The following is a 19069-nucleotide window of genomic DNA, read 5'->3' as shown; positions in this document are numbered from 1 at the left end:
GAGCAGGGTCACGATGCGCGCACGGAGGGGGTCGGCCAGGACGCGCGTCGGCTCTCGCGGCGGACCGGTCTCCTCGTGGTCGTCACCCGTGCCGGCCGGCCCCGGCGCCGGGAGCGCCGCGAGCCGCACACCGGACGCCCCGGCGAGGACGCGCGCCGCCTCGGGGGCGGTGGGCCGGGCCGCCGGGTCCGCGTCCAGGCATCGCAGGCACAGGGCGGTGAACTGCTCGGGGACGTCCGGCGGCAGGGCGGCGGAGTCCTCGGACGAGGCACCGCCCAAGGACTCCCGGAGGACGACGCCGAGAGAGAAGACGTCCGCCGCCGGTGTCGGGGACGCGCCGTCCAGCAGCTCCGGCGCGACGTAGGCGGGTGTTCCGAGGAGGGGGCCGCCGGCCGCGGACGGGCCGGTGAACGCGATGCCGAAGTCGAGGACCTTCACGCCGACCGGGGTGAGGAACACGTTCGCGGGCTTGATGTCGCGGTGCACGATCCCGGCGGCGTGGGCGGCGGCCAGCGCGTCCGCGACGCCGGCGCAGATCCCGGCCGCCTCGCCCCAAGGCAGCGGCCCCCGGGACAGACGCGCGGCCAGGGTCTCCCCGTCCAGCAGCTCCATGACCACGTACGGGACGCGCCGGTGCTCGCCGTAGTCGTGCTCGCCGTATCCGTGCTCGCCGTAATCGTGGACGCCGGTGATGTTCGGATGCGCGAGGCCGGCGGCGGCCTTCGCCTCCAGGCGCAGCCGCCGCGTGGACTCCTCCGGCCACCCCTCCTTGGGCACCTTCACCGCGACGGCGCGGTCGAGCACGAGGTCCTCCGCGCGCCAGACGACCGCCATGCCGCCCGCGCCGAGCGGGCGCTCCAGGCGGTAGCGCTCCCCCAGCACCTCGCCCGGGGCGACGATCTCGGCCATGATCCGCAGCCTACGCCGGTATCAGGGCACGAGGTACCGGCCGTCGCGGGCGTCGGTGATCGCCATGTGGCCGGGGGCGTGCCCGATGGCCAGCGCGGGCCGGGACGCCATCACGGCCGCCTGCGGGGTCACGCCGCAGGCCCAGAACACGGGGATGTCGCCCGCCGCGATCTCGACGGGGTCGCCGAAGTCGGGGCGGCCGATGTCCGCGATGCCGAGTTCGGCCGGGTCGCCGATGTGCACGGGCGCGCCGTGCACGGCCGGGTAGCGGGACGTCACGCGGACGGCGTCGGCGACCTGCCCGGCCGGGACGGGGCGCATCGAGACGACGAGGGGTCCGCCGAACCTCCCGGCGGCGCGGCACATCCGGTTCGTCCGGTACATGGGGACGTTGCGGTCCTGCTCGATGTGCCGCACCGGGACGCCGGCCTCGCGGAGCGCGTCCTCGAAGGTGAAGCTGCACCCGATGAGGAACGCGACGAGGTCGTCCCGCCAGCGGCCGGTCACGTCGGGCACCTCGGCGACGGGCTCGCCGTGCTCGTAGACGACGTAGCCGGGCAGGTCGGTGCGCAGGTCGCCGCCGAACAAGGGGGTGGACACCTCGCCTGGCTCGGTGACGTCCAGGACGGGGCAGGGCTTGGGGTTGCGCTGCGCGAACAGCAGCAGGTCGTAGGCGTACTCGCGCGGGACGGCGATGAGGTTCGCCTGCGTCCAGCCCGCGCACCAGCCGGAGGTGGGACGGATCAGCCCGGCGCGGAACAGTGCCCTGGCCCGCTCGGGCGACAGCGCACCCGGATCGGTCGGCGCGGTCACGGTCTCTCCTTCCGGAGGCCCGGCGCGGCCGGTCGCGGAGGCGGGCCGCTCGCGGGCGGGAGAGCCCGGGTCTGCGGCGCCCGACACCCCCACGCCAGGCGCCGCACGACCCGGAAGGTCCGCATCCCGGCGATGCCGGGGGGACCTACAGGGGGAACGCACGGGCCGCGCAGGTTGGTTCCCGCTTCCCGGAAAATTCGTTCGCGAGAAGCACGCTGGGAGGTAACGGTCAGGGCGCGTAGTTCATGACGTGGTCGTGCAGCAGCCGCGGCGCCTCCGGGTCGCGGCGGCGGAACGCCTCGATCAGCTCGGCGTGCTCGGCCGACTTCGAGTAGATCTCGGTCTGGTGCAGGCGCAGGGACAGCGTCGTCCACAGCTCGATGCCGAGGCCCTCCCACACCGAGACGAGCAGCCCGTTGCCCGCGCTCTCGACGATCTCGCGGTGGAAGGCGATGCTGAGGCGCATCTGCTCGTGCAGGTCGCCGCCCTTCGCGGCCTCGCCGAGCTCGCGGTTGTGCTTCTCCAGCGCGTCCAGGCAGTCGTCCGACAGCCGGGGCAGCGCCAGCTCGGCCGCCGTGCGCTCCAGCCCGGCCCGGACGGGGAAGATCTCGGCGAGGTCCCGCTCGGTGAACTCCCGGACGCGGGCGCCGCGGTTCGGCAGCGACTCGATCAGCCGCTGCGCCTCCAGCTGGCGCAGCGCCTCCCGGACGGGGCCCTGGCTGACGCCGAGCTCGGCGGCGATCCGCCGCTCGACGATGCGCTCGCCCGGCTCCCAGCGGCCCGAGCTGATCCCCTCCACGATGAACTCCCGGATCTGTCCGGCGAGTCCGGTGCGGAGCAGTCGGGCGGGGATCGGCGCGTTCACGGGAACCCATGTTAGACGGAGCGTCGGTAAGTGGGCCTTGACGGGTAGAATATGATCGATCATAGATCAATGATGATCGGTGAGCGCCGTCGCGATCCTACGGCGCCCGCCCCGAGGAGAGAAGGTCGCCGATGGCCGAGACCGCCCAGTCGACCGGCAGGGCCGCGCCGGGCCGCAACCGCGGCAAGCCCGGCGCCCCGCGCCCGAGGAGCACCGCGTCGTCGCCCCGGAGCACCGCACCGGCCGAGACCGCCGGAGCGGACGGGCCGGCCCGTCCCGCGGCGGACGCCGAGACGCTCGTCGGCTACTACCGGCGGATGCTGCTGATCCGGCGGTTCGAGGAGCGGGCCGCCCGCGCCTACACCGAGGCGAAGATCGGCGGCTACTGCCACCTGAACCTCGGCGAGGAGGCCACGGTCGTCGGGCTGATGGCGGCGCTCCGCCCCACCGACTACCTCTTCACCAACTACCGCGATCACGGTTACGCGATCGCGAAGGGCATCGGCGCCGACCGGGTGATGGCCGAGCTCTACGGCCGCTCCGACGGCGTGTCCAAGGGCTGGGGCGGGTCGATGCACCTGTTCGACGCCGAGACGCGGATGCTCGGCGGGTACGGCATCGTCGGCGGGCAGGTCCCCCTCGCGACCGGCGCGGCTCTGGCCGTGGCCTACAAGGGCGGCGACGAGGTCGTCATGTGCCAGATGGGCGACGGGACGGCCGCGATCGGCGCGTTCCACGAGTCGCTGAACATCGCGGCCCTCTGGGACCTCCCGGTCGTCTTCGTCATCGTCAACAACGGGCTGGGCATGGGCACGACCGTGGAGAAGTCGTCCGCGGAGCCCGAGCTGTACCGGCGCGGCGCCGCCTACCGGATGGAGAGCGCCCGCGTGGACGGCACCGACGTGGTCGCCGTCCGGGACGCCGCCCGCACCGCCGTCGAGCGCGCCCGCACCGAGCACAAGCCCTACCTGCTGGAGACCACCAGCCCCCGGCTGAAGGGCCACTCGGTCGTCGACCCGGCCCGGTACCGGTCGAAGGAGGAGAAGGAGGCCCTCAAGGCCGCCGACCCCCTGGCCCGCATGGCGCTGGAGCTGGAAGAGGCCGGGATCCTCTCGCTGGACGAGCGCGACCGCCTCGACGCGGAGGTCAGGGCCGAGATCGACGCCGCGGCCGCGTTCGCCGACGCGAGCCCCGAGCCCGACGTGTCGACGCTGTTCGACTACACCTACGCCACCCCGGTCCCGGGCGAGCTCCGCCGGCTCCCCGCCGACCCCGTATTCGGTTCCTGAGGAGCGCGTCCATGGCAACGATGACCTACCGCCAGGCCCTCCGGGACACCCTGCGCGCCGAGATGCTCAGGGACGATGACGTGTTCCTGATCGGCGAGGAGATCGGCCTCTTCGAGGGCTCCTACAAGATCACCGAGGGGCTGCTGGAGGAGTTCGGGGAGCGCCGCGTCCGCGACACCCCGATCGCCGAGGAGGGCTTCGTCGGCACCGCGATCGGCGCCGCGATGCTCGGCCTGCGCCCCGTCGTGGAGCTCATGACGATCAACTTCTCGCTGCTGGCGCTGGACCAGATCGTCAACCACGCCGCGAAGATCTACGGCATGTTCGGCGGGCAGTCGAGCGTCCCGATGGTGATCCGCACCCCGGGCGGCGGCGGGCAGCAGCTCGGCGCCACCCACTCGCAGAACGTCGAGCTGTTCTACTCGTTCATCCCCGGCCTGAAGGTCGTCGCGCCGTCCACGCCCGCCGAGGCGTCCGCGATGCTGAAGGCCGCGATCCGCGACGACGACCCGGTGCTGTTCCTGGAGAACCTCTCCCTCTACAACGCCAAGGGCGAGGTGCCCGCGATCGAGGACGTCGAGCCCGCCGAGATCGGCCGCGCCGCCGTCACCCGGCCCGGCACCGACATCACGATCATCGGATACTCCCGGATGGCCCGCGTCGCCGTGGAGGTCGCCGAGACCCTCGCGGCGGAGGGCGTGTCCGCCGAGGTCGTGGACCTGCGCAGCCTGCGCCCCCTCGACCGGCGGACGGTCGTGGAGTCCGTCCGGAGGACCGGCTCCGCCGTGGTCGCCGAGGACGACTGGCTCACCTATGGCATCGGCGCCGAGATCGCCGCCACGATCCAGGAGGGCGCGTTCGACTGGCTGGACGCCCCGGTCCGCCGGGTCGCGATGGCCGAGGTGCCGCTGCCCTACGCCAAGTCCCTGGAGACGGCGGCGCTGCCGTCCGCCGGCTCGCTGCTCGCCGCCGTCCGCGACACGCTCCGCGCGACCGGCCGCGGACCGGGGACGACACCCGCACCGCCGCGACCCCTGGAGCCCGCGTCATGACCGAGATCCTCATGCCCCGCCTCTCCGACACCATGGAGGAGGGCGTCATCAGCTCCTGGCAGAAGCAGCCCGGGGACGAGATCGCGGTCGGCGACGTCATCGTGGACATCGAGACCGACAAGGCGGTCATGGAGTTCGAGGCGTACGAGGCCGGCGTCCTCGACCGGATCCTCGTGGCCGAGGGCGAGTCCGCCGCGATCGGCGCCCCCATCGCCGTGCTCACCCCCGCGGGCGGCGCGCGGCCCGCGGCCCCCGCCGAAACCGCCGCCGAGGCCGCGGCCGAGGCCGCGCCGGAACCGGCCGCCGCGCAGGCGCCCGAACCCGCGCCCGCCGCCGAGCCGGACCCGGCGCCCGCCGCGGCTCCCGGGCGCGCCGCCGGGGCGTCGCGTCCGCCGTCGTCGCCGCTCGCGCGCAGGCTGGCCCGCGACCACGGCATCGACCTGGCGGCGCTGAACGGCTCCGGGCCTGGCGGGCGGATCATCCGCGCCGACATCGAGGCCGCCATCCGCGCCGGTGCCCCCGCTCCCGCACCCGCCCAGCCGGAAGTCCGGCCGGCCGCGCCGCCGCAGCCGGCCCCGCCCGTGCGGGCGCAGGCCGCGGACTCCGACGTCGAGGCCGTCCCGCTCAACCGCTTCCGCAAGGTCGCGGCCAAGCGCCTCACGCAGAGCAAGCGCGACGCCCCGCACTTCTACCTGAACCGCGAGGTGGACGCCGAACCGCTCCTCGCCTTCCGCGCCACGCTCAACGAGGCGCTCGCCCCGGCCAAGGTCAGCGTCAACGACCTGATCGTGAAGGCCGCGGCGACCGCCCTCACCGAGCACCCGGCCGTGAACGTGTCCTACACCGAGGAGGACCTGCTCTTCCACAGGCGGGTGAACGTGGGCGTCGCGGTGTCCGTCGAGGACGGCCTGCTCGTCCCCGTGATCAAGGACGCGGACCGCAAGAGCGTGTCGCGGATCGGGCGGGAGACCCGCGAGCTGGCCGGCAGGGCCCGCGACGGGAAGCTGACGCCCCAGGAGATGAGCGGCGGCACGTTCAGCGTCAGCAACCTGGGCATGTTCGGCGTCGACTCGTTCGCCGCGGTGATCAACCCGCCGGAGGCCGCGATCCTGGCGGTGGGCGCCGTCCGGGACGAGCCGGTCGTCCGCGACGGCCAGGTCGTCCCGGGCAAGCGCATGGCGCTGACCCTGTCGGTCGACCACCGCGCCGCGGACGGCGCGACCGCCGCCCGGTTCCTGGACCGGCTGGCGGCCCTCCTGCAGAACCCGCTGCTCATCGTCGCCTAGGGCCCCGGCCGGCCTCCGCCGCGAGGCCGGCCGGACTGGTGAAGAATGTCCCGATGGAGTTCTTCTGCTACCACCGCGACCGGCCCGGGTCGGGGGACCTGCGCCGCGAGCTGCTGGAGGAGCACTGGTCCTACATGGACCGGTACGCGGCGGAGCTGATCGCCCGCGGCCCGACCTTCGCGCCCGGCGGCGACACGCTCACCGGCAGCGTGCACATCGTCGACCTGCCGGACCCCGCCGCCGCCCGCGCGTTCGCCTTCGACGAGCCCTGCTACCAGGCCGGGGCGTACCGGGACGTGATGCTGCGCCGCTGGCGCAACGCCCTCGGCCGCACGATGTGGGACTTCCCCGGCGGCCGGACGGGCGGCGACCGGTACCTGGTGCTCGGCCTCGGCGCGGGCCGGCCCGCCGACCTCGACGTCCCGGCCGACCGGGACGACCTGATCGCCTACGGCCCGCTCCTCTCCGACGACGGCACGGCCTGGCTGGGCACGGCGGCCCTGCTCCGGGCACCGGACCCGGACAAGGCCCGCACCGTCCTGACCCCTGGCGCCTATGCGGGCATCGAGGTCCACGCCTGGGAGTTCGGCGGCCGCCGCTGACGGACCGCGGCGCCGCGGGCGGCTCCGGATGGCCGTATCCGGCCACCGACCAATCAGGACGCGGCCGGGCCGCGAAGTAACGGCGGGCATGGCGAAGAAACCGGTCGAACCCGGGGTCGCGGCGGACGTTGCCCAGCGCCGAGAGAACGGCGCCGCCGCGGCGGGGGTCCGGGGACCGGCAGGGGTCCACAATGCCGACACTTCATCCGTCCAGGACGCGGATCGCCGCGCTGGCGGCCGCCGGGGGCGTGCTGCTGGCGGGCGGGTTCGCGGGGCTCGCGCCCGAGCCGGGCACCGCGTCCAGCCACCGCGAGGCGCCGCTCATCTCCGGGCAGCCGCAGTACGACAACACCGACGTGTACGCGTTCGTCAGTCCCGACAGGCCGGACACGACGACGCTGATCGCGAACTTCATCCCGCTGCAGGAGCCCGCGGGCGGGCCCACCTTCTACAAGTTCGCCCGGGACGCCGCGTACGACCTCAACATCGACAACAACGGCGACTCACTGGCCGACCTCACGTACCGGTTCGAGTTCCACGACCGGCTGAAGAACGACAAGACGTTCCTCTACAACACCGGGCCGGTGACGAGCCTCGACGACCCGGACCTCAACTTCACGCAGACCTACGACCTGACGCTGATCCGGCGGGTGGACGGCAACGCGCACGGCACCCGCAAGATCGCGCAGGGCGCGCCGGTGGCGCCGTCCAACGTGGGCCGGGCGTCCATGCCGGACTACGCGAAGCTGCGCGCGCAGGCGGTGCGGCCGCTGGGCGACGGGACGACGGCGTTCGCCGGGCAGGCCGACGACTCGTTCTTCCTGGACCTGCGGGTGTTCGACCTGCTGTACGGAGCGAATCTCAAGGAGGTCGGCAACGACACCCTGAGCGGCTACAACGTCAACACCGTCGCCGTCCAGGTGCCCACCCGGCATCTGGTGCGGAACGGCGACCCGGTGGTCGGGGTCAACTCGACGGTGCAGCGGCGCAACGCGGCGGGCGGCCGCACGCAGGTGTCGCGGCTCGGGAGCCCGCTGGTGAACGAGGTGGTCATCCCGCGCGGGAAGAAGGACGCGTTCAACGCGTCCAGCCCGTGGCACGACGCGCAGTTCGCCGGGTTCGTCACCGACCCGGAGCTGCCGAAGCTGATCGAGCGGATCTACAAGATCCCGGCGCCGCCCGGCCCGCGCGACGACCTCGTCCAGGCGTACCTGACCGGCGTGCCGGGCCTGAACCAGCCGCGGAACGTCCGGCCGGCGGAACTGCTGCGGCTGAACACCTCGATCGAGCCGGCCGCGAACCCGGACCGGCTCGGGGTCCTCGGCGGGGACAAGGCGGGCTTCCCGAACGGGCGGCGGCTCACCGACGACGTCGTCGACATCTCGCTGCAGGCCGTCGAGGGCGAGCTGCTCGGCAAGAAGAACGACCTGGGCGACGCCGTCAACGCCAACGACCGCGAGTTCGGGAGCACCTTCCCCTACGTCGCGCAGCCGCATTCCGGGTCGGACGTGCGGGGCGCGCGGAGCGGCGCGGCGAAGGCCGGGGCCAAGGGGAAGGACGGCGAGACCGTCAACCTCCTCAACGCGGGCGCGGTCGAGGACGCCGCGGACGACGAGGGGTCCGGCGTGCCCGGCCTGGTGCCGATCGCGGCGGGGTCCGGCGTCGTGGCGTTCTTGGCGACCTGCGGGCTGCTGTGGTGGCGGCGCCGGCCGGGACGGCTCGGCGGCTGATGCGCTCCCTTCTCAGCAGGGCGCCGCTCGTCCGGGCCCTCGGCATCGGGGCCCCGGTGGCCGGTCTCGTCGCGGCGCTCACCCTCGGATCGGCGGTCGCCTTCGGCGGCCCGTCCGAGGCGCCCGCGGCGGCCGGCGCCGAGGCCCCGGCCCAGGGGATCGCGGGGCTGCAGCAGCGGCTCCGCGACCGGCCGCACGACGCCGCCGGGTGGGCCGCGCTCGGCCTCGCCTACGTGGAGGAGGCCCGGGTGACCGGGGACACCGCCTACTACCCGAAGGCCGACGCCGTGCTCCGGCGCTCCCTGCGGGAGGAGCCCGGCAACGCGGGTGCGCTGGAGGGACTCGGCGCCCTGGCGGCGGCGCGGCACGACTTCCACGGGGCGCTCCGGCACGCCGGCCGGGCGCTCGACGCTAACCCGCTCGGGCAGCGGGCGGCGGCCGTCCGCGTGGACGCGCTCGTCGAGCTGGGGCGCCTGGACGAGGCCCTCGGCGCCGCGCGGGCGGCGGACGCCGCGCGCCCCGGCATCCCGGTCTTCACGCGGCTCGCGTACGTGCGGGAGCTGCGGGGCGAGACCCGGGAGGCGCGGCGCGTGCTCGGGCTGGCCCGGGCCTCGGCGACCGATCGCGGCGACCTCGCCTACATCGCGGCGCAGCTCGGCGAGCTGGCCTGGAACGACGGCGACCTCGGCCGGGCGGGCCGCGAGTACGCCGAGGCGCTGCGCCAGTCCCCCGGGCACGTCCCGGCCCTGGACGGACGCGCCCGCGTCCGCGCCGCGGAAGGCGACATCGAGGGTGCGCTCGCGGACCGGGCGGAGATCGTCCGGCGGCTGCCCCTCCCCCAGTACCTCACCGACTACGGGGAGCTGCTGGAGTCGCGGGGGCGCAAGGACGAGGCGGAACGGCAGTACGCGGTCGCCACGACGTGGACGCGGATCGCCGAGGCCAACGGCGTCGCCGCCGACCTGGAGACCGCGCTCTTCGAGAGCGACCACGGGGACCCGGAGGTCGCGCTGCGCGCGGCGCGGGCCGAGTACGGCCGCCGCTGCCCGGACCGGAGGGCACGGCGGTGCGGCGTCCACGCGGCGGACGCGCTGGCCTGGGCCCTGCACGCCGCTGGACGCGACGAAGAGGCGCTGCGCTACGCGCGCCAGGCGACGGCGACCGGATACCGCCGCGCCCTGTTCCACTTCCACCGCGGAGTCATCGAGAAGTCGCTCGGCAAGGACGCCGACGCCCGTCGCGACCTGGCCGAGTCGCTGCGCCGCAACCCGCGGTTCTCCCCGCTGCACGCACCCCGCGCCAAGGCCGCACTCGACGACCTGGGAGGCGCACCATGATCACTTTCGCGCTCGCGGCCGGGCTGCTCGCCGCGCATCCGCTGGGCAACTTCACCGTCAACCACTACGACGGGCTCGTCGCGGCCCCGCACGAACTGCGGATCGACCACGTCGAGGACCTCGCGGAGATCCCCGCCGCGCAGGCCCTCCCGGAGCTGGACACCGACCGCGACGGCCGCCCGTCCGCCGCGGAACTGCGCGCCTGGGCGGACGCGACCTGCCGGAAGGCGGCGGCGTCGATGCGCGTCACGGTGGACGGACGGGCCGTGACCGCGTCCGTCCGGTCCGCCGCCGGCACCGCGCCGCAGGGCGAGGCCGGGCTGCCGACGCTGCGGGCCGAGTGCCGGATCACCGCACCGGCCGGGCCCGGGGCGGTCTCCTTCCGCGCCGCCGATCCGGGCGGCCGCATCGGCTGGCGGGAGATCACCGCGCGGGGCGACCGGATGACGGTGCGGGCGCCCGGCGTGCCCGCCGAGTCGCGCAGCCGGCGCCTGACCGCCTACCCGGGGGACGCGCTCTCCTCCCCGCCGGACCAGCGGTCCGCGTCGCTGACCGTGCGGGCGGGCGGGCCGCCGCTCGCCGCCCCCGCGTCCGGCGGCGCCGAACGCGGCCTGCCGCGCGGATCCGACGGGCTCACCCAGCGGTTCACCTCCCTCGTCGCACGGCACGACCTCACGCCGGGCTTCGCCCTGCTGGCCTTCCTCATCGCGATGGCCCTGGGGGCGCTGCACGCCCTCGCACCGGGCCACGGCAAGACGATCATGGCGGCGCACGCGGTCGGCGCGGGACGGCGCCCGGTGCGGGACGTCCTCGGGCTCGGCATGACGGTCACGCTCACCCACACCGCCGGGGTCCTCGCCCTCGGCCTGCTGGTGACGACCGGGACGCTTCTCGCGCCGGAGGCCCTGTTCCCCTGGCTCGGCGCGGCGGGCGGCGTCCTCGTCACGGCGGCGGGCGCGCTGCTGCTCCGGCGCGCCCTGCGCAACCGCCGCCACACCCACGCGCACACGCACGGACACGGGCACGGGCACGGGCACGGGCACGGGCACGGGCACGGGCACGGGCACGGGCACGGGCACGGGCACGCGGCCGGCGGGCGGCGCGGCGGGGTCGTGCTGATGGGGCTGGCGGGCGGCATGGTCCCGAGCCCGTCCGCGGTGGTCGTGCTGGTCGGCGGGGCGGCGATCGGCCGCGCGTGGTTCGGGGTCGTGCTCGTCCTGGCCTACGGGCTGGGCCTGGCGGCGGCGCTGGTCGCGGTCGGCCTTCTCCTGGTCGGCTCGGGGCGGGCTCTGACGCGGCGCATTCTGGCCAAGCGGCCGCGCATTCCGTCCGGGATGATGCCTGTCGGGACGTCCGCGACGGTCGTCGCCCTCGGAGTCGGGCTCACGCTGCGGAGCCTCGTCCTGTGAGGCCCGATCCGAGCCGGCGCCGGACGCGCGGATCCGGGCGGACGGCCCACCGAGGGGAGCAGGCCATGCCGCCGGACACGAGACCGCCCGGGGACGGCACCCTGTCCGGGCAGGACGCCGACGCGCTGCTGCAGCGGACGGCGCGTGGCGACGAGCGCGCGTTCGAGCGGCTGTACGACGTGGTCGCCGCGCCCGTGCACGGGCTGGTGCGGCGGATCGTCCGCGATCCGGCGATGTCGGAGGAGGTGACCCAGGAGGTGATGATCGAGGTGTGGCGCACCGCGGCCCGCTACGACCCGCGGCGCGGCGGCGCACCGGCCTGGATCATGACGATCGCGCACCGCCGGGCCGTGGACCGGGTCCGCCGAGAGCAGGCGGCGGGCGAGCGGGAGGCGGCGGCGGGGCACGGGCCGGGCGCGTCCCACGACCCGGTCGGCGAGCGGGTCGAGGCGCGGCTGGAGCACGAGCGGGTCCGCCGCTGCCTCGGGACGCTGACCCGCCTGCAGCGCGAGACGGTGACGCTCGCCTACTACGGCGGGCATTCCTACCGGGAGGTGGCCCGGCTGGTGGGCGCGCCGCCGAACACCGTCCGGACCCGGATGCGCGACGGGATCATCCGGCTGCGCGACTGCCTGGGGGTGGAACGATGACCGGCGACCCGCACACCCTCGCCGGGGCGTACGCGCTGGACGCGATCGACGACGCCGGGGAGCGGCGGCTGTTCGAGGCGCATCTGGACGGCTGCGAGAGCTGCGCGGCCGAGCTGCGCGAGTTCCGGGCGACGACGGCCCGGCTCGCCATGGCGGCCGCGGAGGCTCCGCCGCCGCGGGTGCGGGAGCGGGTGCTGGCCGGCATCCGGCACGTCCGGCAGCTTCCACCGGCCGTGCCGGATGAGGAGCCGGAGCGCGGCGCGCGGGTCCGCACGCTGCGCCCGAAGCGGTGGCGCCGCGCGGCCGTGGCCGGGCTTGCCGCCGCCGCGTGCCTGGTCACGGCCGCGTCGGTGGGCGTGGCGGTCGGCGAGCGGCAGCGGGCGGCGCGGACGGAGGCCGCCCAGCGCGAGGTGGCGTCGGTCCTGGCCGCGCCCGACGCGCGCTCGGCGACGGGCCGCGCCACGGGCGGCGGGACGGTGACGATCGTCGCGTCCGCGTCCCGCGGCCGGGTGGTCGTGGCGGCCTCGGGGCTGCGGACGCTGCCCTCCTCGCGGGCGTACCAGCTCTGGCTGATCGACGCGGCCGGCCCCCGGTCGGCGGGCCTGCTGCCGGGCGACCGGGACCGCCCGGTCGTCGCCGGGACGTGGCGCCCGGCCGACCGGCTGGGCGTGACCGTCGAGCCCGCCGGCGGGTCGGCGCGGCCGACCACGACGCCGCTGGTCCTGCTCAGCCCCGCGTAAACCCCTTGTCGTCTCTTTGACGAGATGTGATCATTGCGAGCATGCCGGTCAACGTCCCGCTCGGTCCCCTCCTCGACCCCGCCTTCCACGTGGGCACGGTGCCCACCACGTGGGCGGAGCTGCTCGGCTTCGGCACCGGCGCGGTCAACGTGTGGCTCGTCGTCCGGCAGAACATCCTCAACTGGCCGATCGGCATCGCCAACGTGATGCTGCTCGGCCTCGTGTTCCTGGAGGGCGGCCTCTACGCCGACTCCGGGCTGCAGGTCTTCTACATCGGCCTCCAGCTCTACGGGTGGTGGATGTGGCTGTACGGAGGAGACGGCCGCGACAACCTCCCGGTCAGGCGCACGCGCCGCGGCGAGTGGGCGGCCCTCCTCGGCGCGGGCGCGGCCGCCACCGCGATCCTGACCTGGGCGCTGTCGGTCTGGACGGACTCAACGGTGGCCTTCTGGGACGCCCTCACCACCTCCATCTCGCTCATGGCCGTCTACGGCCAGTCGCGCAAGCTGCTGGAGTCGTGGTGGCTGTGGATCATCGCGGACCTCGTGTACATCCCGCTGTACTTCCACAAGGACCTGAAGCTGACCGGCGTCCTGTACGTCGTCTTCCTGACGCTGTGCGTGTTCGGCCTGCGCGCCTGGCACCGCGATCTCCGCGCCCGCGCGGCCGGCGAGCCCGCGGTGGCCGCCGCATGACGTACGCGCACGGGCTGGTGATCGGCAAGTTCTACCCGCCGCACGCCGGCCACCACCACCTGATCGACGCCGCCGCGGCCGCGTGCGCGCGGCTGAGCGTGGTCGTCGCCGCCTCCAGCGTCGAGAGCATCCCCCTCCCGCTGCGGACGGCGTGGCTGCGCGAGGCGCACCGGCAGCCGCACGTGGAGGTCTTCCCGGTGGTGGACGACGCCGAGATCGACTACGGGTCGGACGAGCTCTGGTCGGCGCACGTCGCCGCGTTCCGGGCGGGCCTCGCGATGCGGTCGGGACTCGGCGTGCCCGTCCCGCCGGTGGACGCGGTGTTCAGCTCCGAGGCGTACGGGCCGGAGCTGGCGGAGCGGTTCTCCGCCGTCCACGTCCCGGTGGATCCGCCGCGCGAGCGCTTCCCGGTCAGCGGCACCGCCGTCCGGGCCGACCCGGCGGGCGCCTGGGAGTTCCTGTCGCCGCCCGTCCGGGCGTACCTGGCGCGGCGGGTCGTGGTGGTGGGCGCCGAGTCGACCGGGACGACGACGCTGGCCCGCGCGCTCGCCGCGCACTACGCCGGGCGGGGCGGCGTCTGGGCGGCCACCCGCTGGGTGCCGGAGTACGGGCGCACGTTCACCGAGGAGAAGCTGGCCGCGGCCCGCCGCGCCGCCGGCGACGCCTCGCTGTGGCTGGACGCCCTCAAGTGGGAGTCCGCCGACTTCACCCTGATCGCCGAGCGCCACGCTGCGCTGGAGGACGCCGCCGCGCGGTCGGGTTCCCCGCTCCTCGTCTGCGACACCGACGCGTTCGCCACCGCCCTCTGGCACGAGCGCTACCTGGGGACCCCGGCCCCGGAGGTGGAGGCCGTGCACGAGCGCACGCCGCACCGCTTGTGGATCCTCACGTCACCCGAGGGCGTCCCGTTCGAGCAGGACGGCTGGCGCGACGGGGAATCCATCCGGTCGTGGATGTCGGAACGTTTCCAGGAAGAACTCGAAGAACGGGGCCTGCCCCACCTCGTCGTCACAGGCCCGCATGAGCACCGCCTGGCCGCCGCCGTTGCGGCGACCGACGCCCTCCTCGCCAAAGGCTGGACCTTCAACGCCCCGCTCTAGGCGACGGAGCCGGCGATGTCCGGAATTGATAAAGGGCCTTCGACCGGAATCGAACCGAGTACCTCCAGGACCACAACCTGGCGTGCATGCCACCACACTACGAAGGCCGTGTCTCCGGCAAGATTCGAACTTGCGTCCTCCGGGTCCGCAACCCGGCGCGCTCTCCACTGCGCCACGGAGACGTGTCTTCCGACGTGCCGAGTGCAGGAATCGAACCTGCCTGCCGCGGCTTATGAGGCCGCCGGACGCACCAGCGTCCCTACTCGGCGCGGAGGGTGCGAGATTCGAACTCGCGCAGGGATGACCCTGACCACGGCTTAGCGGGCCGCTGCCTTACCACTCGGCCAACCCTCCGGAAAACGAAAAGACCGCCCACGGTCTGCGGGCGGTCGGCGAACGTGAGGGTCACGTCCGGGCGCGGCTCCCGAGACCGGAAAGGCTGTGCATTCGATGACTGCGCATCTTCCCTCCCCTTTCGGTCTCGCTATCGACAACACCGATGATGCCGCCGCGCTTCCCGCGCGGGCAACCCATTTAAACGGGCGCCGAGTCGGACGGGCTTCGCGGGCGCGGGCCTCACACCATCGGGCGCGGGGCGGCGAGCGCCGTGTTGAGGGCGCGGAGCGCGTGGTAGACGCGGACCTTCACCACGTCCACCGGGACCCCCAGCGAGGCCGCGGCCTCGTTGACCGAGCGCTCCCGGAAGACCGTCTCGGTGAGGATCTCGCGGTGCACGGACGGCAGGGTCTGGAAGGCCCGGGCCACCACCGCGGGGCGCATCCGCTCCCCCGGCAGGCCGGGGGCGAACGAACCGGTGTGCTTGCCCATCCGCTGTCCTTCCTTCCAGCGAGCGGCCCGCCGCCCCTGGAGGCGGGCAGGCCCGAGTGCCACGACACGAATTTCGCACCGGATCCGCCCCGCGGCCCCCCACTTATGCCCGCTTTAAGGAAGCGTTGAGGCTGAGATGCGGGGGGCGGTCAGGAGGGTTCGCGGAGGGGCTCGCCGGCGGTGAGGAGGGCGAGGGCGGCGGCGCCGTGGAGGCCCGCGTCGCGGTCCAGGGTGGTGGCCGAGATCCGCAGGTCGCGGAGGTAGGGCATGCCCGCGCGCTCGGCGACCGTGTCGCGGAGGGGGTCGAGGAGGAGGTCGCCGGCGGCGGAGACGCCGCCGCCGATGACGACGTCGCGGACGTCGAGGACGGCCGCGGTGTTGAGGATCGCGGTGCCGAGCGCGGCGGCGGTCCGGCGGAACGCGGCGAGGGGGATGCGGGCGCCGCCGCGGGCGGCGGCGGTGAGGGCCCTGGCGTCCGGGCGGCCCGCGGCGAGCGTCCAGCCCTGGGCGAGGGCCCAGCGGACCATGCCGGGGCCCGAGGCGATCGTCTCCAGGCAGCCGCGGGCGCCGCAGACGCAGGGTTCGCCGCCGGGGTCGACGATGACGTGGCCGATGTGGCCGGCGTTGCCGGTGCGGCCCGTCCAGGGGCGGCCGTCGATGACGAGCCCGCCGCCGACGCCGGTCGACACGACGATGCCGAGGAGGGACGAGCTGGTGCGGCCGCCGCGCCACCATTCGCCGAGGGCCATGCACTGGGCGTCGCCCGCGAGGGAGACCGGGACGCCGGGGACGAAGCGCCGGACCGTCGCGACCAGCGGGAAGTCTCGCCAGCGGGGGATGTTGATCGGGCTGACCGTGCCGGCGGCCGCGTCGATGGGGCCCGCCGAGCCGATGCCGACACCGGTCAGGCCGGGGCCGGCGAAGTCGGCGACCAGGCCGCGGAGGGTGGCGGTGGGCGACTGGCCGACCGGGTGCTCGGCGCGGTCTAGGAACGTTCCATCGGCGGCGACGCGGGCGACCGCGAACTTGGTGCCGCCGATGTCGAGGGCGAGGACGGTCATGGGATCGCGGGGATCACGCGGTAGAGCACGCCCCTTCCGGTGAGGCGGACGGCGGGGGCGCCGGCGGGGATGAAGGCGGCTTCGCCTCGGGTGAGGGTCAAGGTGCGGTCTGTCCTGAGGTGGGCTTCGCCTTCCAGGCACAGCAGCGTCTGGGGAAGGCCGGGCGGCAGCTCGTCCGGGTCGGCGGTCAGGTCATGCCGGATAAGGGAGAATTCATCCGTATTGGGACAGTACCGGAATCCGGCCGCGGGTTCGACCCTGGCGGGCACGGACGGGACGAAACTCACCACCCGCATCAGTTCCGGGACGTCGACGTGCTTTCCGGTGAGACCGCAGCGCAGCACGTTGTCGGAATTGGCCATGACCTCGATCGCGAGGCCGCGCAGATAGGAGTGCGGGACGCCGGCGTCCAGGAAGAGCGCCTGGCCGGGCGCGAGTTCGACATGGTTGAGCAGCAGCGCCGCGAGGACGCCGGGATCACCCGGGTGGGCGCGGGCGATATCGGCATAGACGGAGGTCAGGGCCGGTTCGACCGCGGCCAGAATCGGACGGGACTTCTCGTCGAGCATTTGCGCGAGGACGGTGCGGAGGGCGTCCCCGGGAGGTTCGGCGCGGAGCGTTTCGATCCACGGGCGCAGTTCGGGTACGCCGAGGCTTTCCAGGTGGTCCGCGGTACCGGCGGGTTCGCGGAAGCCGCAGAGCCCGTGGAAATCGGTCAGCGCGCAGACCATCTCCGGCTTGTGGTAAGGGTCCTTGTAGGCGCGGGTGAAATGGTCGAGGGGGACGCCGCGCTCCTCCTCGGCGGCGAATCCCGCTTCGGCCTGCGCCATCGTCGGGTGCACCTGGAGGGAAAGAGGTTTCTCGACGGCCAGCACCTTGAGCAGGTAGGGCAGCGCCGGCCCGAAGCGCTTCACCGAGGCCGCGCCCAGCATCCCGACCGGGTCGTCGTCGATGAGCACGTTCAGCGGCGTCCCGTCCACCGACGACGGCGCCGCCGGATGCGCGCCCGCCCACAGCTCGGCCTGCGGGCCCCCGGTCGGCTCGGTGCCGAGCAGCCCGGGCAGCGCCGTGCGCGACCCCCAGTCGTACGGGCGGATCGGGGTCGTCAGCGGCATCGGCGCCGTCATGGGGCGCGCACCCGCGGCGCGGTGGCGCGGCCCCGCGGCCGGTGTGTTCCCGTGTGCAGCGATGGCCGGTCCCTCCTTGATCAGTCTGCTCAGGGTAGAGGGCGCGGTGCCCCATGGACTCAGCCACCGCGACTCGACCGCTTCGGCCGGGTGGTTCGCGCCGCCCGCTCCAGTCTGCATCGGCCCGATGCCCGGCGAGCCTTAAGATGGGCCGGGGGGTAAACGTGGGCAAGCACAACAAGCCGGCGACACGCGGCTGCCCCGGCTGCAAAGGGACCGGCACCAGCACCGCGACCGGGGAGACGTGCAACGTCTGCCGCGGCACCGGCCGCATCTGAGCCCTTCCGGGCTTCTAAGCCCCTTCAGCCCCGTCCGGGGGACGGCGCGCGATCGGGGCGGCGCTGGCTCGCCGTGCCCAGCAGGGCCAGCACGCACGACGCCCAGGCGAGGGCCGCGTACCCGCCGGCCGACAGCACGACGGTCGACAGCAGGCTCGCCGCCGCCGCGATCGTCCAGACGGCGGCGTCGACCGCGCCCTCGACGTGCGGCCGCACCGGTTCCGGCAGGTCCCGCGCGAGGCGGCCGCTGCCGCCGACGAAGCACAGGTTCCACCCGTACCCGAGCAGGAACAGCGCCACGGGACGCCCGAGATCGCCCGTGGCGACCGCCGCCAGCGCCGTGGACAGCGCCAGCGTGAGCAGGCCGGCGAGGATCACCGGGCGGGTGCCGAACCGGTCGGCCAGGCGGCCGGTCACCGGGGACAGCGCGAACATGCCGAGGGTGTGCGCGGAGAGCGCCATCCCCACGGCGCCCAGGCCGTCGCCGTGCATGTGCATGTCCAGCGGCGCGGCGGTCATCACGGCGACCATGACGACCTGCGCCGTCACCATCGCGGCCAGCGCGGAACGCGCGACGGGCGTGGTGACGAGCGTGCGCAGCGGCGGCGGTGCGACCCGCAGCACCGCCCCGCCGCGCGGCGCCGCGGCCATCGCGGCCGCCGCGGCCGCGCAGGTGACCAGGGCCAGCAGGAAGGGGCCGGTGAGCGCCGGGAGGCCGAAGCGGCCGGCGGCGGCGCCGGCCGGATCGAGCAGCAGCGGGCCGCCGACCGCCCCGGCGGCCGCGGCCCACACCACGAGCCCGATGGCGAAGCCGCGCCGGCCCGCGGGGTGCAGATCGGCCGCCGCGTAGCGGGAGAGCTGGGCGGCGGCGTTGCCGAGCCCCAGCAGCAGCATCCCGAGGCACAGGCCGGCGATGTCGCCGTGCGCGACGGCCACGGCGGCGAGGCAGGCTCCCGCGGCCGCGGCCGCGTAGCCGAGGACGAAGGTGCCGCGGCGGCTCGTCCGGCTCATGAGCCGGGTCAGCAGCAGGGCGCCCAGGCCGGTCCCGACGATGCCCGCCGTGACGGGCACGCCTCCCCAGCCCGCGCCGAGCCGGTCGGCGGCGACGAGGGTGCCGGTGGCGCTGGTGACGGCCATGGACGCGTTCATCAGGGCGGTGCCCGAGCACAGGGCGGCCATCGGACGCGACCGCTTCGCATGGAGGAGCATCCCTTAACGCTAGAAATCATGATCTGCGA

At 74.8% G+C, this 19069-nt stretch carries 18 protein-coding genes and 4 tRNA genes; 11 read left to right on the top strand and 11 right to left on the bottom strand.

All coding sequences use genetic code 11. The features are described from left to right. The 3 genes from E1266_RS03860 to E1266_RS03850 form a co-directional block, all read right to left on the bottom strand. A partial coding sequence (locus E1266_RS03860) for a serine/threonine-protein kinase (RefSeq protein WP_132043761.1) occupies window positions 1-909 on the bottom strand: 909 nt, incomplete at its 3' end. Between the two features lie 21 nt (window positions 910-930). Next, a complete protein-coding gene (locus tag E1266_RS03855; protein WP_207945401.1) occupies window positions 931-1722 on the bottom strand; it encodes a putative hydro-lyase in 792 nt (263 codons plus the stop codon). A 229-nt stretch (window positions 1723-1951) separates the two neighbouring features. After that, window positions 1952-2587 carry a GntR family transcriptional regulator gene (locus tag E1266_RS03850; RefSeq protein WP_229807938.1) on the bottom strand — a complete coding sequence of 212 codons (636 nt, stop codon included), beginning with the start codon at window positions 2585-2587 and terminating at the stop codon, window positions 1952-1954. Window positions 2588-2718: 131 nt separating this feature from the next. Between E1266_RS03850 and pdhA the strand changes: the two genes are divergently transcribed. The 11 genes from pdhA (at window position 2719) to E1266_RS03795 (ending at window position 14477) form a co-directional block, all read left to right on the top strand. Beyond that, window positions 2719-3876, top strand: a complete 1158-nt coding sequence (gene pdhA / locus E1266_RS03845; protein ID WP_132043757.1) for a pyruvate dehydrogenase (acetyl-transferring) E1 component subunit alpha — start codon at window positions 2719-2721, stop codon at window positions 3874-3876. Window positions 3877-3887: 11 nt separating this feature from the next. Further along, window positions 3888-4928: an alpha-ketoacid dehydrogenase subunit beta gene (locus E1266_RS03840; protein WP_132043755.1), complete on the top strand. Its 1041-nt coding sequence runs from the start codon at window positions 3888-3890 to the stop codon at window positions 4926-4928. Beyond that, on the top strand, window positions 4925-6214 hold the full coding sequence (locus E1266_RS03835; RefSeq protein WP_132043753.1) for a dihydrolipoamide acetyltransferase family protein: 1290 nt from the start codon (window positions 4925-4927) through the stop codon (window positions 6212-6214). The genes E1266_RS03840 and E1266_RS03835 overlap by 4 nt, the downstream gene beginning before the upstream one ends. 53 nt (window positions 6215-6267) lie before the next feature. Further along, window positions 6268-6816: a YciI family protein gene (locus tag E1266_RS03830; protein WP_132043751.1), complete on the top strand. Its 549-nt coding sequence runs from the start codon at window positions 6268-6270 to the stop codon at window positions 6814-6816. A 191-nt stretch (window positions 6817-7007) separates the two neighbouring features. Then, a complete protein-coding gene (locus E1266_RS03825) occupies window positions 7008-8546 on the top strand; it encodes a DUF4331 domain-containing protein (RefSeq protein WP_132043749.1) in 1539 nt (512 codons plus the stop codon). Continuing rightward, on the top strand, window positions 8546-9883 hold the full coding sequence (locus E1266_RS03820) for a hypothetical protein (protein WP_132043784.1): 1338 nt from the start codon (window positions 8546-8548) through the stop codon (window positions 9881-9883). The genes E1266_RS03825 and E1266_RS03820 overlap by 1 nt, the downstream gene beginning before the upstream one ends. Continuing rightward, on the top strand, window positions 9880-11292 hold the full coding sequence (locus E1266_RS03815; RefSeq protein WP_132043747.1) for a nickel transporter: 1413 nt from the start codon (window positions 9880-9882) through the stop codon (window positions 11290-11292). The genes E1266_RS03820 and E1266_RS03815 overlap by 4 nt, the downstream gene beginning before the upstream one ends. A 65-nt stretch (window positions 11293-11357) precedes the next feature. Further along, window positions 11358-11942, top strand: coding sequence for an ECF RNA polymerase sigma factor SigK (gene sigK, locus E1266_RS03810; RefSeq protein WP_132043745.1), 585 nt, complete (start codon window positions 11358-11360; stop codon window positions 11940-11942). Further along, the gene (locus E1266_RS03805; protein WP_132043743.1) at window positions 11939-12682 is read left to right on the top strand and encodes an anti-sigma factor; all 744 of its coding nucleotides are present in this window, start codon (window positions 11939-11941) and stop codon (window positions 12680-12682) included. Before sigK ends, E1266_RS03805 begins: the two co-directional genes overlap by 4 nt. Before the next feature lie 41 nt (window positions 12683-12723). Continuing rightward, a complete protein-coding gene (pnuC, locus tag E1266_RS03800) occupies window positions 12724-13377 on the top strand; it encodes a nicotinamide riboside transporter PnuC (RefSeq protein WP_132043742.1) in 654 nt (217 codons plus the stop codon). Further along, window positions 13374-14477 carry an AAA family ATPase gene (locus E1266_RS03795; protein WP_132043740.1) on the top strand — a complete coding sequence of 368 codons (1104 nt, stop codon included), beginning with the start codon at window positions 13374-13376 and terminating at the stop codon, window positions 14475-14477. The genes pnuC and E1266_RS03795 overlap by 4 nt, the downstream gene beginning before the upstream one ends. Before the next feature lie 34 nt (window positions 14478-14511). Here E1266_RS03795 and E1266_RS03790 read toward each other — a convergent pair. The 8 genes from E1266_RS03790 to E1266_RS03760 form a co-directional block, all read right to left on the bottom strand. Then, a tRNA-His gene (locus E1266_RS03790) sits at window positions 14512-14584 on the bottom strand. Between the two features lie 2 nt (window positions 14585-14586). Then, window positions 14587-14659: transfer RNA gene (locus tag E1266_RS03785), tRNA-Arg, on the bottom strand. A gap of 13 nt (window positions 14660-14672) precedes the next feature. Further along, window positions 14673-14745, bottom strand: a tRNA-Met gene (locus tag E1266_RS37765). Window position 14746: 1 nt separating this feature from the next. Beyond that, a tRNA-Ser gene (locus tag E1266_RS03780) sits at window positions 14747-14831 on the bottom strand. Between the two features lie 222 nt (window positions 14832-15053). Further along, entirely contained in the window at window positions 15054-15368 is a 315-nt protein-coding gene (locus E1266_RS03775; RefSeq protein ID WP_132043738.1) for a sigma factor-like helix-turn-helix DNA-binding protein, read from the bottom strand. 86 nt (window positions 15369-15454) lie between these two features. Next, window positions 15455-16366 carry an ROK family protein gene (locus E1266_RS03770; protein ID WP_132043736.1) on the bottom strand — a complete coding sequence of 304 codons (912 nt, stop codon included), beginning with the start codon at window positions 16364-16366 and terminating at the stop codon, window positions 15455-15457. Then, a complete protein-coding gene (gene manA, locus E1266_RS03765; RefSeq protein WP_243718213.1) occupies window positions 16363-17493 on the bottom strand; it encodes a mannose-6-phosphate isomerase, class I in 1131 nt (376 codons plus the stop codon). Before manA ends, E1266_RS03770 begins: the two co-directional genes overlap by 4 nt. Before the next feature lie 362 nt (window positions 17494-17855). Beyond that, window positions 17856-19040 carry an MFS transporter gene (locus E1266_RS03760; RefSeq protein ID WP_132043734.1) on the bottom strand — a complete coding sequence of 395 codons (1185 nt, stop codon included), beginning with the start codon at window positions 19038-19040 and terminating at the stop codon, window positions 17856-17858. Between the last annotated feature and the right edge of the window lie 29 nt (window positions 19041-19069).

It is taken from the genome of Actinomadura sp. 7K534 (assembly GCF_004348575.1).
Taxonomy (GTDB): Bacteria; Actinomycetota; Actinomycetes; order Streptosporangiales; family Streptosporangiaceae; genus Spirillospora; species Spirillospora livida.
The sequence above is the reverse complement of the archived record's forward strand: the minus strand, read 5'-3'. Positions and strand labels throughout refer to the sequence as shown.